Annotated in this window: 20 protein-coding genes; all 20 read right to left on the minus strand. The window is 42.8% G+C overall.

What is annotated here, in order from left to right; all coding sequences use genetic code 11:
- Positions 1-3: 3 nt before the first annotated feature.
- Complete coding sequence (gene flhB, locus ACFP56_RS00840) at positions 4-1,104, minus strand: flagellar biosynthesis protein FlhB (RefSeq protein ID WP_379230084.1); 1,101 nt, start codon at positions 1,102-1,104, stop codon at positions 4-6.
- A gap of 15 nt (positions 1,105-1,119) precedes the next feature.
- Positions 1,120-1,914 carry a flagellar biosynthetic protein FliR gene (gene fliR / locus ACFP56_RS00845; RefSeq protein ID WP_379230086.1) on the minus strand — a complete coding sequence of 265 codons (795 nt, stop codon included), beginning with the start codon at positions 1,912-1,914 and terminating at the stop codon, positions 1,120-1,122.
- A gap of 12 nt (positions 1,915-1,926) precedes the next feature.
- A complete protein-coding gene (fliQ, locus tag ACFP56_RS00850) occupies positions 1,927-2,196 on the minus strand; it encodes a flagellar biosynthesis protein FliQ (protein WP_379230088.1) in 270 nt (89 codons plus the stop codon).
- Positions 2,197-2,219: 23 nt separating this feature from the next.
- Positions 2,220-2,975, minus strand: a complete 756-nt coding sequence (gene fliP, locus ACFP56_RS00855; protein ID WP_379230091.1) for a flagellar type III secretion system pore protein FliP — start codon at positions 2,973-2,975, stop codon at positions 2,220-2,222.
- A 17-nt stretch (positions 2,976-2,992) separates the two neighbouring features.
- The gene (locus tag ACFP56_RS00860; RefSeq protein WP_379230093.1) at positions 2,993-3,610 is read right to left on the minus strand and encodes a flagellar biosynthetic protein FliO; all 618 of its coding nucleotides are present in this window, start codon (positions 3,608-3,610) and stop codon (positions 2,993-2,995) included.
- Between the two features lie 14 nt (positions 3,611-3,624).
- A complete protein-coding gene (locus tag ACFP56_RS00865; RefSeq protein ID WP_379230095.1) occupies positions 3,625-3,987 on the minus strand; it encodes a response regulator in 363 nt (120 codons plus the stop codon).
- Positions 3,988-4,009: 22 nt separating this feature from the next.
- Positions 4,010-5,278, minus strand: coding sequence for a flagellar motor switch phosphatase FliY (gene fliY, locus ACFP56_RS00870; protein ID WP_379230097.1), 1,269 nt, complete (start codon positions 5,276-5,278; stop codon positions 4,010-4,012).
- Positions 5,268-6,269, minus strand: coding sequence for a flagellar motor switch protein FliM (gene fliM / locus ACFP56_RS00875; RefSeq protein ID WP_379230099.1), 1,002 nt, complete (start codon positions 6,267-6,269; stop codon positions 5,268-5,270). The genes fliY and fliM overlap by 11 nt, the downstream gene beginning before the upstream one ends.
- 33 nt (positions 6,270-6,302) lie before the next feature.
- Positions 6,303-6,767, minus strand: a complete 465-nt coding sequence (locus ACFP56_RS00880; RefSeq protein ID WP_379230101.1) for a flagellar basal body-associated FliL family protein — start codon at positions 6,765-6,767, stop codon at positions 6,303-6,305.
- 17 nt (positions 6,768-6,784) lie between these two features.
- Positions 6,785-6,991, minus strand: coding sequence for a flagellar FlbD family protein (locus tag ACFP56_RS00885; RefSeq protein ID WP_379230103.1), 207 nt, complete (start codon positions 6,989-6,991; stop codon positions 6,785-6,787).
- A gap of 57 nt (positions 6,992-7,048) precedes the next feature.
- The gene (gene flgG / locus ACFP56_RS00890; protein WP_379230105.1) at positions 7,049-7,861 is read right to left on the minus strand and encodes a flagellar basal body rod protein FlgG; all 813 of its coding nucleotides are present in this window, start codon (positions 7,859-7,861) and stop codon (positions 7,049-7,051) included.
- A gap of 76 nt (positions 7,862-7,937) precedes the next feature.
- Positions 7,938-8,327: a TIGR02530 family flagellar biosynthesis protein gene (locus ACFP56_RS00895; RefSeq protein WP_379230107.1), complete on the minus strand. Its 390-nt coding sequence runs from the start codon at positions 8,325-8,327 to the stop codon at positions 7,938-7,940.
- On the minus strand, positions 8,320-8,841 hold the full coding sequence (locus ACFP56_RS00900; protein ID WP_379230109.1) for a flagellar hook capping FlgD N-terminal domain-containing protein: 522 nt from the start codon (positions 8,839-8,841) through the stop codon (positions 8,320-8,322). Before ACFP56_RS00900 ends, ACFP56_RS00895 begins: the two co-directional genes overlap by 8 nt.
- A gap of 32 nt (positions 8,842-8,873) precedes the next feature.
- A complete protein-coding gene (locus ACFP56_RS00905) occupies positions 8,874-10,355 on the minus strand; it encodes a flagellar hook-length control protein FliK (RefSeq protein WP_379230111.1) in 1,482 nt (493 codons plus the stop codon).
- 32 nt (positions 10,356-10,387) lie between these two features.
- Complete coding sequence (locus tag ACFP56_RS00910; protein ID WP_379230113.1) at positions 10,388-11,299, minus strand: MotE family protein; 912 nt, start codon at positions 11,297-11,299, stop codon at positions 10,388-10,390.
- A 29-nt stretch (positions 11,300-11,328) separates the two neighbouring features.
- Positions 11,329-11,775, minus strand: a complete 447-nt coding sequence (gene fliJ / locus ACFP56_RS00915; RefSeq protein WP_379230115.1) for a flagellar export protein FliJ — start codon at positions 11,773-11,775, stop codon at positions 11,329-11,331.
- A 7-nt stretch (positions 11,776-11,782) separates the two neighbouring features.
- Complete coding sequence (gene fliI / locus ACFP56_RS00920; protein ID WP_379230118.1) at positions 11,783-13,108, minus strand: flagellar protein export ATPase FliI; 1,326 nt, start codon at positions 13,106-13,108, stop codon at positions 11,783-11,785.
- Positions 13,095-13,940, minus strand: a complete 846-nt coding sequence (locus ACFP56_RS00925) for a FliH/SctL family protein (protein WP_379230120.1) — start codon at positions 13,938-13,940, stop codon at positions 13,095-13,097. The genes fliI and ACFP56_RS00925 overlap by 14 nt, the downstream gene beginning before the upstream one ends.
- Positions 13,933-14,937, minus strand: a complete 1,005-nt coding sequence (gene fliG, locus ACFP56_RS00930) for a flagellar motor switch protein FliG (RefSeq protein ID WP_379231724.1) — start codon at positions 14,935-14,937, stop codon at positions 13,933-13,935. Before fliG ends, ACFP56_RS00925 begins: the two co-directional genes overlap by 8 nt.
- Before the next feature lie 20 nt (positions 14,938-14,957).
- Complete coding sequence (gene fliF / locus ACFP56_RS00935) at positions 14,958-16,538, minus strand: flagellar basal-body MS-ring/collar protein FliF (RefSeq protein WP_379230122.1); 1,581 nt, start codon at positions 16,536-16,538, stop codon at positions 14,958-14,960.
- Positions 16,539-16,557 lie beyond the last annotated feature (19 nt).

Here is a 16,557-nt window from a genome sequence, read left to right on the forward strand (position 1 = left end):
CACTTATTTTTTAGCATGCTTTCTACCTTTAATCTTATATACATAGGCCAGCACCTCTGCTACAGCCTGGAATAAATCAGCAGGTATCGAATCACCGATTTCGGCTTGACTGTACAGCGCACGTGCCAGCGGCTTATTTTCCATAGTTATGACATCATGCTCTTTGGCAACCTCTTTAATTCGCAATGCAAGATGGTCCATCCCTTTCGCCACTACTATCGGTGCCTCCATATTGGTAGCATCGTATTTCAAGGCGACGGCAAAATGTGTCGGGTTCGTTATAACGACGTCTGCATTAGGAACTTCCTGCATCATGCGAGATATTGCCATTCTTAGCTGCTTTTCACGAATTTTCCGTTTAATTAACGGATCACCTTCGGTTTTTTTATGTTCGTCTTTAATATCCTGCTTTGACATTCGAATGCTTTTTGCGTGCTCATATTTTTGATAAATAAAATCAAATACAGCCAGTACAAGCAAAATTGCCGCAGTCGTTATCCCCATACGTATAACAAGTGAAGCCAAATACGCTACACCTGCTTCAATAGACTGAAGTCCAAGACTCGTTATCGTCTGCCATTCTCCCTTTATAAGGGTATAAACGACAACTGCAATAATCGTTACCTTTAACAGGCTTTTCAAAAATTCAACCAGGCTTCGCATCGAAAAAATGCGCTTAAATCCTTCAATTGGATTCAGTTTTTTCAACTGAACCTTTAATGTTTCATTCGTTAAGAGAAATCCAAACTGCGCCACATTTCCAACAATCCCAGTGATAACGACGATGGCCATTATCGGCGCAATAACAAGCAGGCATTGCAGCATGACATTAATGAAAAAGTCACCTAAATTTGTAATTGTCACTTCCATTGTAAGCCAATTTTCAAAAATATCTGTAAATAGACTATTAAAATGAGTTTTGTAATAATCACCAAGCAACAGGAAGGATGCAAAGGATAGCATTAGAATCAGGGCAGCTGGAAGCTCCTGCGACTTTGCGACTTGTCCTTTATTCCTAGATTCCTGCTTTTTTTTCGGTGTCGCTTTTTCAGTTTTCTCTTGATTGAACAGCTGCAGATCGACAACTAAACGATACTTATGCACACATTTGCCTCCATTCTATGCAGGCGGACCTTGCACGACGCCGAGCATTTGCTCCAGCGTATTAAACATAACAGAGAAGATCTTCTCAAAAATGATTGCCATTCCTGGCATCAACAGCACTAGTAAAAATAAGCCAAGCATAATTTTTACTGGAAACCCAATAACGAAAACGTTGAATTGAGGTGCTGTTTTAGCTAGAAAACCGAGTCCTACGTCCGTAATAAACATCGCTACAACCATCGGTAATGCTACCTGTATCCCGATTACTAGACTGGATATGACTGCATTGGTTATAAATTGGGCTAGACTTCCATCTGCCATTCTTGAAAACCATTCATTTTCAATCGGCATATACAAATAGCTATCCATCAAACCGATAAGCAGGAAATGATGACCGTTCATCATAAGAAATACGACGAGCATAAGCAAGTATTTGAAATTACCTAGCAAAGGAATGGATACACCGGATACTGGGTCTACGATATTTGCCATCGCGAATCCAATTTGCATATCAATAAGACCACCAGCCGTTTGCATTGTAGCGAAAAACAAATACACAACAAAGCCGAACATGATTCCAATTAATACTTCTCTAATAATAAGCAGCATATATTGTGCATCCATGATTAGCGCTTGATTGGTTCCATGCATCGAAAAAATAAGCAAGGAAATAAAAAAGCCGAGTCCAATCTTAAACATCGCCGGAACATTGCTGTGGTTGAATATCGGTGCTACGACGAAAAAAGCTGTTACTCGACAAAATATGAGCAAAAAAATAGGAAGTGCTTCTAAAAATACATCTGTTGTCATCGAATTCACAGCCTAACCGATATATTGATGCAAATTACTGAATATCGTATACGTGAAGTCAACAACCGTATTAAGAATCCATGGCCCAAAAATAATAACAGCCAGCAATACTGCTACGATTTTTGGAACAAACGCAAGCGTCTGCTCTTGAATTTGGGTTGTCGCCTGGAACACACTCACTACTAAACCTGTCACCAGTGCAAGCACAAGCATAGGCGCTGCCGCCTTTAGGACGGTAAAAACAGCTTGTCCGGCCATCCCGATTATGAAATCTGCACTCAATGTTTTCCCCTCCTGAACTAGCTTTAAGGGTTAAAGCTTAGTAGTAACGATCGCACAATGAGATACCAGCCATCCACAAGTATGAACAACAATATTTTAAACGGTAGTGAGATCATAATTGGCGGAAGCATCATCATTCCCATTGCCATTAAAGTACTTGCAACAATCATATCGATAATTAAAAACGGGATAAAAATCATGAAACCCATTTGAAATGCCGTTTTCAATTCACTTATTGCAAAGGCTGGAATTAGCGTCGTTATCGGTATATCTTCATACGAAGCAGGTCTTTCTTCTCCTGTGTAGTTCATGAACAGAAGCAAGTCCTTTTCACGCGTATGGTTAAACATAAACTTCTTGATCGGCTTCGACGCTTCTTCAAAGGCTTCCTCTTGTGTGATCTCTCCTTGAATATATGGCTGAAGCGCAGTTTGATTAATTTCACTAAACGTCGGCGCCATAATAAAGAAAGTTAAAAACATCGCTAGTCCAACTAGCACTTGTGCTGGTGGAATGGTATTCGTACCCATTGATGTTTTGACAAAGCCCAGTACAATGACAATTCGAGTGAAACTCGTCATAAGCACCAAAATCGCTGGTGCAACACTAAGTACTGTAATAAGCAATAATATCGATAGTGTGCTTGTACCTGAAGCCCCACCATCTTCATTGCCAATGTTAATGGAGATATCAGGAAGCGGTTCAGCGTGAGCGTATGGTACCATTACGAGAAGCATCACTAAAAGAAATGGTACGATAAGCATCCACTTTTTTTTCATTGTCCATCAACCATTCATTATTTATTATCTTTTAACAAGGACTCAAGCTCTTGCTTTCGCTCAGCTTGTTTATCCAGCTTTGTTTGCAGCAAATCTTCAAATGTACGAGGTTCATTCCACATTCCGTCAGCTTCAGTTTCAGCAGCATGCTGATCATTTCGCTTTTTACGAGATGACAAAAAGTCCTTTAATGTAGCAAAACTCATATTTGACTGCTCACTCAGTTCAAGAGAAGCAATGATCTGTGAAACTTTTTCCGGATTCTCTTCCTTGTCAAGCAAGGTTACCGTATCCCCAACTCCAACAAAATAAATCCGATCAGCAACTTCTATGACCTGCATCGAACTGCTTTGACCTAAGCTAATTCCACCAAGCGAACGCATCCCGCGCTGATTACCCCACGCACGATTCCGTTTGGACAGCCATTTTATCGTTACTAATAACAACGCAATCACAACTGCTAATGCAACAAAAACTTTTATTACATCAAAAACAAGATTCGTTTGTATTCCTGGAGACCCATCGATAGAAAGATCACTTGCCTGACCGCTGTTACTGGATGCAGCAACAGCGATGCCTGGAAGTGAAATTAATAAACTACTACTACTTGCGATTTTTAGAGCTAATGTTCGCATCATCAGCCTTCTCACTAACCTAACGTTTTCTTAATTGCTTCAATAACACGGTCCGCCTGGAAAGGCTTAACAATAAAGTCTTTTGCTCCTGCTTGAATCGCATCAATTACCATTGCTTGCTGCCCCATCGCAGAACACATGATTACTTTCGCGTTTGGATCGATTTTACGGATTTCTTTCAATGCTGAAATACCATCCATTTCTGGCATCGTAATATCCATCGTTATAAGGTCTGGCTTTAGTTCTTTAAACTTTTCAACCGCTTGTGCTCCATCTGGTGCCTCTCCTACTACCTCATAGCCGTTCTTGCTTAAAATATCTCGAATCATCATTCGCATAAATGCAGCATCATCAACAATTAGAATACGATTAGCCATTTTTCTTCCTCCTAGAATTGCTTTATTGTAGTTTTTGAATTCTGTCCCATTGACTTACGATATCTGTAACACGAACACCAAAGTTCTCATCAATAACGACAACCTCACCTTTGGCAATAAGCTTGTTATTGACAAGAATATCTACCGGTTCACCTGCCAGCTTATCTAACTCAATGATAGAGCCTTGCGAAAGCTCTAGTATGTCTTTGATTTGCTTTTGGGTCCTTCCTAATTCTACAGTGACCTTTAAGGGTATGTCGAGTAGTAAATTTAGATTTGTCCCATCTGTTTGGGTATATGGTCCTGGATTGAACGAAGCGAACTGCACGGGTTGAACATTTACATTGCGATTCATCCCCATCGCTTGATTCGGCATCTCAGTATTCATCATTGGTTGCGCGTATGCATCCTGCTGTGGTGCATAGTGTTGCGGAGCAGGCTGTTGCTGTGCAAACGGCTGTTGTGCAGCTGGTTGCTGCGGTGCTTCGTACTGCGGTTGTACAGCTGGTGCTACAGGCGGTGCAGCTTGTGGCGCTGGTGCCGCGGGTGCTGGTGGAGCTTCGACAGCAGCTGGTGCTAAAGGCTCAGTGTCTGTTCCCATTAAGGTTGCTACCATTTGTCTTGCAAATGAAATTGGAAGCAGCTGCATAATGGTAGAATCAATTAAATCTCCGATTCGTAGATGGAATGAAATTTTTATCATGACATCTTCAGGAGGAAGATGATCAACACCGTCACCACTAGTCACATCTAAAATATTTATTCCAGGAGGAGAGATGTTTACTAGACGGTTAAAAATCGTAGACATTGACGTTGCTGAAGAACCCATCATTTGATTCATCGCTTCTTGAACTGCCGAAATATGAATCTCGTTCAATTCTTGTTCCGTTATTTGCCCTTCTCCACCCAACATAAGGTCAGCGATAACCTGAGCATCCTTCGTACGGATAACAAGAGAATTGATGCCTTCAAACCCGTCCACGTACTCAACGCTAACCGCTACATGCGGCTTCGGAAACACATCGCCAAGCTCGCTTTTTCTGACTAAGGATACGGAAGGTGTTGTGATGTCTACTTTTTTGCCTAGCAATGTTGACAGAGCAGTCGCTGCGCTTCCGAATGTAATATTACCTATTTCTCCCAGTGCATCCTGTTCCATTATTGACAAATAGTCTTCCAGCACCTCGGTTTCTTCTTCAGCCGGAGCTGAATCACTAGGCTCAGGGTCACCGGAGGATTGACGAAGCAATGCATCGATTTCCTCTTGAGACAAATAATCTTTACTCGTCATAGTCTTCTTCCGCTCCTTCGTTTACAATCTCATCAATTTGGATCGCAACACGATCTCTAATTGATCCTGGACTTCCAATAAATTTAAGTTTTTCCCCTACTTTTATCTTAAGTCCTTCATCTACTGATTTGTTTAGCGTCAATACATCACCTTGAGCCAGGCCTAAAAATTCTTGAATGGTAATAGTTGCTTCACCTAGCTCTGCAATTATCGGAAGCTTTGTCTTTTTCACACGATGCTCAAGAATTTCAACTTCCTCTGGTATGCGCTCTTTCTTTTGAGAAACAAACCAATGATGTACAGACAGTCTTGGCATAATTGGTTCTAGTACAACATGAGGTATACATAAGTTAATCATCCCAGTTGTATCCCCGATTTTTGTACTAAAAGAAATTAACGCAATCGTTTCATTTGGAGATACAATTTGCATAAATTGCGGATTAGTCTCCAGCCCTTCAAGCTTAGGCGTAATATCGATGACCGTTTTCCACGCTTCCTGCAAACTATCGAATGCTCTGGCAAATACTTTTTCCATTACGATTGTTTCAATTTCAGTAAGAGCATTCATCTTCGAAGGCGCGGTCCCTGGACCACCAAGCAAGCGATCCAACATGGCATAAGCAACGTTTGGATTAACTTCTAGCACCATACGTCCTTCGAGAGGCTCTGCTTCAAAGATATTAAGAATCGTCATTTTCGGAATTGAACGAATAAACTCATCATAAGGCAATTGCTCTACGTCAACGACGTTGATTTGTACAAACGTTCGAAGCTGCGCAGAAAAATAAGTTGTTAAATAACGCGCAAAATTTTCATGGATTCTAGTCAAGCTGCGAATATGATCTTTGGAAAAGCGCACAGCACGTTTAAAGTCATAGACGCTTATTTTTTTCGTAGTTTCCTCTTTTTTCAAATCTTCTGCATCCATCTCACCCGATGACAACGCTGCAAGCAGCGCATCAATCTCATTTTGAGATAATACATCTACCATGTCTCTCACCTCCTTAGAGGAATTCGCTAGAAGCTAAATTCTTGTAATCATAAAATCAGTAATCTCAACTTTTACAAGCTTTCCAGTAGGCAAAATCGGATTAATTAAGTTCAACAGCTTGGCTTCAAGCTGATCTTCACCTGCTGAGCCATTTAACTCCTCTGCAGTCATGTCAGCAAGAGTACGGCTAATAATAGGTTTTATTTCAATTTCTAAAATTTTATCAAAGCTTTCTTTTGCCTTCTTACTATCTAATTGAAAGGCGAAGTTAATAATTACAAGATCTTTAGTATCCTTCAAGTTTCTACGGAATTCCGTCAATGTGGAGGTTACTTCAACACGCTTGTCGGCGCTTAGTACTTCGACCTCGACCGGTTTGTTTTCAGCAGCAGCTGAGTTCTCATCGTCAAATAATGTTTTGTACGCAACCACCCCTACTACAGCAATGAGTGCAATAGAGAGCAAAATTGTAATCAACCATGGCAGCATCTTTTTCATCGCGAAGGCTCCTTTAACTATTCACTCTTTTGGGCCGCAGCAACTAGGCCTATTGTTCGAAGATATTGCTGATTTAGCGCAACGATTTCTGCAGTTGTTTCTTTTACTACAAGTTTATTACCTGTTGTAAGCGTAATGACCGTATCAGCTGCTTCTTCTACCAATTCTATTAGCAGCGCGTTAATTGTAACAGACTGTCCATTCAAACGCGTTACAGTAATCATATGCACCCTCCTAATTTAGAGGGAGATCATAGCGATCTCCCTGCTACCCTATTTTACTTATCGTTTCAGGTTTACAACTTCCTGCAGAACTTCATCAGAAGTTGTAATGATTCTTGAGTTTGCCTGGAATCCACGCTGCGCAACAATCATTTCAGTAAATTCACTTGTAAGATCAACATTGGACATTTCAAGCTGCCCGGCAATAATGCCGCCAGTTCCTGTCTCAGGATCATTTGGCGCCAAAATTTCAATTTCTCCATCTGGATTGGCATTGACAGTCATACGGTAAAGGTTACCACCAAGCTTTTCAAGACCGGCTGGGTTTACGACACGGGCAACCCCGATTTGCGCAACCTCTACTGGTCCATCAGCGGTTACACCTATAATCATACCGTCTTGAGAGATACTGAATCCTGTAATCTCCTCATCTATCACGATTGGAGCCTCACCTACGTCGAGCACGAATAGTCCATCGCCATTCACTAGCTGACGGTTCGCATCGATCCTAAAGTTACCAGCACGCGATAGAACAAGCTCCGCACCATCCCCAGCAGATAGAACGAAAAACCCGTCACCATTGATACGTAAGTCTGTTGGTTCATTTGTAGACATTGCACTACCAGCCGTATGCACTGTATCAATAGAGGAAATATTAACACCAAGACCTACTTGCTTAGCATTCACACCACCGCTAACACCCTCTTCAGGAGCTGTAACACCACTAATCGTTTGGCTAAGAATGTCCGAGAACATGACTCGGCCAGACTTAAAGCCGATTGTGTTAACATTGGCAATGTTATTACCAATTACATCAAGTTTGACTTGAAATCCTTTCATACCAGAAACTCCAGAATACATTGATCTTAGCATGATTCATCCTCCTAATAATTACAATCTCTTGCTGCATCAGTCGGTCAGCAGCAGTAGGCCTCCTGTTAGGTCCAGCCTATTTCAAAATGATTGCACTGTCAATTTTTGTAAACACATTACTTTGCATTTGTCCGCCGTCAAGCGCAGTTACAACGGTTCTCGTTGGAACGTTGACAATCATGGCAATATCTCCGAGCACGATCAAGGAATCTTTCGCTCCCTTTTGTGCTGCTGAATCAACTGCTTCACTAATTTGATGAATGCTTTCCTGCGGCAAGGTAATGCCTCTTTGCGCCATTCTTACCTCTGCGTGATGACTGAATTTTAGTAGCTCGCGATCTAATGCATCCGAGAAGCTATTTTTGCCAGCTGCTGATTGGTTATGAACGCCTGGAGTGCTACGCTTGAATGCATTCGGGTTTACTTGCATCGGGTAAAGCTGTCCAATTTTAATGCCATCATTCATCCTGATTCACCTCTTCACCAGGAGATGATTCACTACCATCCGATTGCTCATTGTCATCGTCGCCCACATCAGGTGAATTGTCAGCTGGAGCTGTCACTGAAATTTGCCCAATGTAATCGAGGCCAACCTTATTGCCGCCAACTTCAACGAACAAATGTCCATCCTGTGAAATAATAGAATCCACAATTCCGCTTTTCTGAACAACTTTCCCTGCGGAGTCATACTCGTTCCATGTGACTGTTTTCCCGATTAGACTAGATGCTGTTCCCATGTTTAATCGCAGCATTGAAATTTCTTCTGACATATTCATTAATTGCTCAACTGAGGAGAACTGCGCCATTTGAGCGATATATTGGGTATTATCCATTGGAGATAGCGGGTCCTGATTTTTCAATTGCGCAACCAATAGATTCAAAAATTGGTCTTTGCCAAGTGCCGTTGACTTGGTAGCAGCCTTCTGTACATTCGATGTACTGTAGTTAGGCCATACAACAGTAGGATAATAACTCGACATTTTGTCACCTCCACTCTTCTCTTTATCAGAAGCTATATCGTTTCGTTAACCGCTCGTCCAAAGCCAAGCTCCTGACTTGCCGTGTTTAGAATTAATTCATCTTCAAATCGCTCTTCTCTGTTTCCGCGATTCGAGCTGCCATCCTGGCCATGATTGCCTTGAGATCCTTGTTTTTGCTGCTGATTCAGCTGCGAAGCGAATTCGCTATGCGATACTTCAATTTTTTCAACAGTAATTCCTTGTGCTGCCAATGAAGCGCGAAGCTGAAGCATTTGATTTTCAAGAGCATCCTTTGCCATTGCGGTTTCGGTTTGGAACATTGCTGTCAAAACACCGTTTTGCATCGAAATTTTCACATCAACATGACCCAAATTTTCTGGCGTAAGCATTAATCTAGCTTCTGTCACGCCATTAAGCTCTGAAACGTTAAAACGATGAACAATCAATCCCTCCATCGTATCGGCAAATTCATCAGCTAATACGAAAGCGCTGGACAAAGTCCCATCCGTTCTAACAAGCTGCGGAAGCAAGTCGCGTACTTGATCAGCTCGCAGCAACGCTACCGGTGTCGTGGGCTGGATCATATCGTCTGCTTGTGTTCCAGTTGAAGCTGTAATTGCTTCGCTTGCTTTGCTGGTAACTTGCGGCTGTGTTTCCTGCTCGCCATCTGCTTGCGAGGTTAACACAGAAGCAGAAAGCTCCATGCTGTCTTCTCCTGCAGTTTGTGCGCTTACTGAAGCATTTGCACCAGCAGTCGGTTTAGCCGCCTGTGCATAAGAGGCTTCCTGGCTTAAACGCTGCAAATGAGAGATTTGTTCAGAGGCTGCTGCTTTTTGATCCTTTGCGACAAATGCAGTAGTTCCTGATTCAGTAGCTTCAAGCGTGTCATTATGTACTGCAGCAGACTGCTTCATCTTAGCATCTTGCAGCAAGACCGTTACTTTATCCTGTACAACCTGCAGTTGATCTGCAACAAGCTGTTCTACTGATTGCCCATTTAATACCTTGCTTGCTCCAGACTGCAAAGCTTGTTGAAGGACTAGCAATTGATCTTGAAGCTTAACAACCATTTCGATCTTGGCATCTTGATTCGTATTGCTAATTGCATCATCAGCTGTCATTCTCGATGTATCACTGTTTAATGAAATTACAGCAATCAATGCCTGTATTTGCTGTAGAAGCGAATCAATCACTTCCAGATGCTCGCCTCCGAGTTCCAGCTGATCCAGTTCTTCAAGCTGATCCAACAGCTTCTCCAGCAGTGCATTTAATTGTTCAGCAGTTATGGGGCCTGCTGATACAGAGCCTTTAGATCCGGTTAATTCAGGAGCAATAAAAGCAAACAGCTGACTTGCATTAGCTTCTTTTTCTGCTTCCGCTTGCTCATTGCCCGCCAGACTGAACTGCAGTTGCTTCTGAAAAGCAGCACCATCTACAGCAGTTGAGTTAGAAGCTGCAATTTGAGCGGGGTTGCCAACGAGTGCACCACCTGTCAACAGATTCATCACATCCATTTTTTCACCTCCTTTCATAAAACCTGCAACAACTAATCTTCCATCAGTCTTGTTACAAGCAGCGCTGTTGTGTTTTGATTGAGGGCGGACATTTCCTCCAAGATCGCAGAGCGTGCGGCACTTCCGGTCACCTTCAGGATGCGAAGCACTTTGCTTGAGCTAATATCCATCATCTTCATTAACATGTCTGCTGCTGCTGCCGGCTCCATAGATGAAAACGTTGCGGCTAAATCCGCATCGCTTACTTGACTCGTTGCTGTGCCAGAACCAGCCGCTGTCTGAAGCTTATCCACTTGTGCCTGCAATGCTGCAATTTCCATATCCTTTGCTGTTTCACTGTCCTTTAAGCGAAGCGTTACATCGGCAGCAACTTGCGGCGTCATTTTTTCCATAATACGTACACGGTCGTCCGCACGCATCTGACTAAAAATAAGCGCCATTTCTTCAATGGTCATACTTTGAACGATCGGTGCCGCTTTACTTGGCGTCATTCTCGCGAACATGCTGGCAAGCTCCTGAATACGTGCTGTGTATTCCTCATCCGTCAGCGAGTTGCCCACAGCTGCCTGAGCTTGAGTCTGAGGTGAATTGGTCTGTTCTTGAAGCGTCGCAATCAACTCTTCCTGCTCAAGTGTTTTGGTAGTAGCAGCGTTAAGCTCATTTTGCAGAGCTGCAAGTTGCGTTTCCAATTCAACAATGCGTTCACTGAACTTCTCCGTACGAATCTGTTCATCAGAACTCAAGGCGCTGGTACTTGGTTCAGGCAATATATTGCGAACACCAGGGATGCCTTGTCCAATTTCAAGTGCTTTATTTTTTATATCCACACCAGAAAAATTGAGAAATAGTCCAAGCAGCACAATTACAAACAACACCGGTGTTGCGATCAAAGCAGCTTTCTCAACAAAACTGCTTCCTTCTTTCTCTTCCTCCGTGGCTGCCAAATCCATTCACTCCCTTGCACGATGATCACTTATGGGGTAGGTGACATAAAACGGATGGTGGCCATCTCGTCCAATTCATTTTGTTCCTTAAGCAGCATACTCGTTTGGAATTTTGTAAAAGCATGCTCCTTAGCCTTATGCCAAACCTTTTCTTCCTTCATCTTCGAGGCTAGTTCATCTCTTCTAAGCGCTACCTTATGTTCAGCCTTCTGAATATCCCGCAGCTTGCTTTTAATCATTTGAGCGAAATATTCGATATACTGATTAATTACAACAACCTCTGACAATGGTGTAGCTTCCAGAACAGATTGCTCAAGCTTATCTTGCCATTCTTCTTGCTGTCTCTTCAGCTCGATTAGCTGTTCCTTTTCGCGATTCAGCTCGCCAACTGCATCAGACAACAGCCATTCAGCATGAGTTTTCTCGCTTTCCTTCAAATCTACAATCTTTTGAAAGGTGTATTTGAAAGCCGCCATGAACTAATCAACTCCTACTAAAATTCGCAATCAGTTGCTGTTGTGCTTCTTCTAATGTTACTTTTTCATTCGTTCTTTGTTTCGCAAATGAATGAATGATATCAATATATTGTATGGCCATATCGATGTTTTGATTGGAGCCATGCTGATAGGCGCCGATATTGATCAAGTCTTCAGAATCCCTGTAAATCGCAAGCAATCGTTTAAGCTCATTAGCAGCATCCAATTGCTCTCGACTTACAATTTCATTCATGACGCGACTTACAGATGAGAGAACGTCAATCGCTGGATAATGCCCCTTATGTGCAAGCGCACGACTTAATACAATATGTCCGTCAAGTATGCCTCGAACAGCGTCTGCGATCGGCTCATTCATATCATCGCCGTCCACTAGCACGGTATAAAAGGCTGTTATGGAGCCTTTTTTCCCAGTACCAGCTCGTTCCAGCAGCTTTGGAAGTGCTGCAAATACTGAAGGCGTATACCCCCTTGTAGCAGGAGGCTCACCGATCGCTAGTCCAACTTCGCGCATCGCCATGGCATAACGTGTCACGGAATCCATCATCAGCATGACATTCAAGCCGCGATCTCGAAAATATTCTGCAATAGAAGTCGCAATCATTGCGCCTTTCATTCGTATAAGAGCAGGCTGGTCTGAGGTCGCTACGATAACAACCGATCGTGCTAATCCCTCTGGCCCAAGATCCTTTTCAATGAACTCAAGCACCTCACGCCCACGTTCTCCAATGAGTGCAATGACGTTAACATCTGCGGTAGTATTACGCGCAATCATCCCAAGCAGCGTACTTTTACCAACACCTGAACCTGCAAAAATCCCGACACGCTGTCCTCGACCGACTGTAAGCAATCCGTCAATCGCCTTCACGCCCGTCCCCAAAGGATTCAATACTCGCGGACGCGCTAATGGATTGTTCGGTGCGTGATGTGTAGAGTAGCTGGGCATGCGACTCGGCAAATAACTTCCATCAAGCGGATTGCCTAGACCATCCAATACTTTTCCTAGCAGCTCTGAGCCTACTTGTACGGTGAGCGGCTTTCCTGTTCCTACTACATCACAGCCAGGACTTATCGCATGAAGATCACCCAGCGGCATCAATATTACTTTATTTTCTCGAAATCCAACTACCTCAGCCTTTAGGGGCTTAGAAGATTTAGTTGGATAGATATAACAGAGATCGCCTATACTGGCATCAGGACCTTGAGACTCAACGGTTAATCCAATAACTTGAGTTACTTTGCCATTTATGCGCACCGGATCGATGTTTTTTAGATGATCCCGATATTTGTCCAATTCCAAATTAAGCTTGGTCATTGGCCTGACCTCTTTCTTCTACGCTTTGATGAGCAATAACGAGCAACTCTCGCTTAATTTCAGATAACTGAGTGTCGATTCTCGCATCGATACTACCAAACTTAGAGCGAATCACACACCCGTGATCCTTTACAGATGTATCTGGTATAATAACCAGCTCGGCCTGTGAATCGATGGTTGCATTCAGCTCTTCACGTGCGGCCTGAACGAAGGATAAGGAAGCAGGCGACACACATAATGTAATTTCGCCCTGCTCTCTACGACGTGCAAGTGTCCGAGTAATGATATCCAGCACCATGGCTGGCTCGAGCGAAAGCTGCTTATCGATAACCTTCTCGGCGATCGAGCAACTCAGCTCTATAATGAAAGGCTCTGCTTCCTGTATGATCTGTTCCCTCGTACGATAAGCTTCCTTCAGAATAACTGAGGCTTCCGAGAGATTCTGCTCCCATTCCTTTTGGACCTCTGCTCTTGCCTCTTCTATCCCATGCTGATATCCAGACTGATAGCCTTCTTGCTCAACTCTTGCTTTTATCTCTTCATCCTCGTTGCGCTTCTCCAGCCACCACACATCAATTTGCTGCTGCGCTTCCTGCAGCATTCTTTCGCATTCATCGGCAGCATCTTTGATGCGGGCTTCAGCTGCAGCCATGGCATCTGCAATAATTTGCTCCTTTAAGGAAATAGTCGCCTCATCCGGCTGTTCAATTTCCTGCTCCTCGAAATCAAGGTGGGAAGGATTTGGTTGTTGTGGCATATATTGATGATTCAAGCGCAACTTTTTAAGTTCCTCTAGCGTCATAACATGTGAGGATTTGATCAAATTAGACAATAATATCATCTCCTCCGCCACGTGCGATGATGATTTCACCAGACTCTTCTAGTCGTCTAATAATAGCAACGATACGTGTCTGAGCTTCTTCTACATCCCGTAAGCGTACTGGGCCCATAAAATCCATTTCTTCCTGGAACGTTTCCGACATTCGCTTGGACATATTGCGGAAGATTGCTTCACGAACTTCTTCACTGGACACTTTAAGTGCAAGCTGCAAATCAGCATTTTCAACATCACGAATAATGCGTTGAATCGAACGATTATCAATGTTGACAATATCTTCAAAGACAAACATACGCTTTTTAATATCTTCAGCAAGCTCTGGATCTTGGATTTCCAATGCATCCAAAATTGTTCTTTCTGTTCCGCGGTCGACACCGTTCAAAATCTGTACGATTGAATCGATGCCGCCTGCATTTGTATAATCCTGTGTCACAGTTGATGATAGCTTCTGTTCCAGAATCGTTTCAATCTGAGTAATGACCTCTGGTGACGTGCTGTCCATCAACGCAATGCGCTTAGCAACATCCGCTTGCTTGTCCTGAGGCAGTGACGAAAGGATCGTAGCAGCCTGTTCAGCCTGTAAATAAGAGAGAACAAGCGCGATCGTTTGCGTATTTTCATTTTGCAAAAAGTTAAGAATTTGTGCAGGGTCTGCTTTACGTGCAAAATCAAAAGGTCTAACCTGCAGCGTTGCAGTTAAGCGGGTTATAACCTCTTTTGCCTTGTCTTCACCGAGCGCCTTATCTAGAATTTCCTTGGCATATGCAATACCACCCTGAGAGATATACTCTTGAGCCATACATATTTGATGAAATTCTTGCAGAATGAAATCACGATCAGTACTGTCAACTTTACGAACGTTTGCGATTTCAAGCGTTAACTGCTCGATTTCGTCGTCACGCAAATGCTTAAATATTTGTGCAGAAACCTCAGGGCCTAACGTGATCAATAAGATCGCTGCCTTTTGACGTCCCGATAATCCTTGAGCCATTTTAGACAATTACAGCACCTCTATTCATCTACTAGCCAGGTACGTAGCAAGTTGACGAACTCGTCAGGTTTGCGTTTGGCAAGTTGTTCAAGATTTTTACGAGCTTGACTGTCATTTTGCAGACTGTCAAAATCCATCGTTTCATAAACTGGTCGTTCAGGAATATCCTCGACGACAACATCTTCAACTTCAGCTGCTCTACGACGTCTAAGCAACACAATAATTAATGCGATAATGGCTGCCAATGCCAACGCAGACAATCCAATTATCCAGGCTGTTGAGAATCCGCCTTCTTCCGTAGCAGTCGTTTCTGCATCAAAGTTTCGAGCGATGAGCGTTACTTTTTGCTGAACAATATCATCACTTGTTAAATCTTGACCAGAGTTAGCCAATTGACTTCTAACAAAGCTGGATAAATAACTTGTGATAGCGGCTTGGTCAGCTTCACTTGCTAATTCTTCAGCTTCAAATCCAACACTAATGGATAGGTCTTTGACCACATATGCTTGTGATTCGATAATGTTATTAATACGATTGACATCGTAGTTGCGGATGGTTGTATTGCTCTCTGAAGCGTTTTCTCCACCGCTTGTACCCGTTTGATACGTTGGAATATCCGTTTCTCCAGTGCCTACCACACCGCCTGCTGAATCTGTGCTTGTGCTAGAGCTGGAGTCGAGCTGTTCACTAATAATAATTCCATTATTATTGTTGTTTTCAAGCGGCAGCACCAGGCTTTCCTGACTTGATTTCTTATCAAAGTTCAAGCTGCTTGAAATACTAACAACGATTTTGTCAACACCATAGATTTGACTTAAGTATTGCTGAATTTGTGTTTTAATTTCCTGCTCATATTTTCGTTGAATATTAAATTGCGTCTCGATAACATTCGTTCCGCCGCTTAGCAGGTTGCTTGTTTCTGAAGAGATTAATTCGCCTAGCTGTTGGCTGGAAATCGTAATATCCTGAATATCAATGTCACCAACAGCTGCTCTGATCAAATTATAATATCCATCAATATCCTTTTGAGTTGGACGATAACCAGGCGTAAAAGTCAATACAACAGCAGCCGAAGACTTGCTCATATCATTAGTCGTTAAAAACACACTTTCCTCAGGCTTGGTGACCAGCACTTTGGAGCTTTCAACGCCATTTAAGTTATTTAGCAACTTTTGCACTTCACCATTTGTTGCACTTTGTAATTTCACATTAAATTCATTCTCAGTTGTTCCGAGCGAGCTTGCTCCAATCCCAAACGTTTCAGCAAAGCCTAGTGAGCCGTTCTGAATTAAACCTTGGGAACCAACAGCAATCTGCACTTTCGCTGCATCCTTTGAAGGAATAGAGATTTGGGTACCTGTTGCATTCAACTTGTAGGGAATCGCTGACGAGTCCAGGTAGTTGATAACTGCAGCAGAATCTGTCGCATCCAAGTTTTTGAATGCAACTTCATATTCCGTACGTGTAAATATAACTGTCGCTAATACAATTGCAACAATTAAGCCAATAATTGATGCGCCTAGCCAGATTTTTTGTTTGTTCCCCATTTGCTGAAATCTGGTTTTCACTTTATTTACAAATTGGGCGACTCTTTCGTTCACGTCTTCACCTCATCCGCGT

Origin of the sequence: Paenibacillus septentrionalis, assembly GCF_042659865.1 — a bacterium.
Lineage (GTDB): Bacteria > Bacillota > Bacilli > Paenibacillales > Paenibacillaceae > Pristimantibacillus > Pristimantibacillus septentrionalis.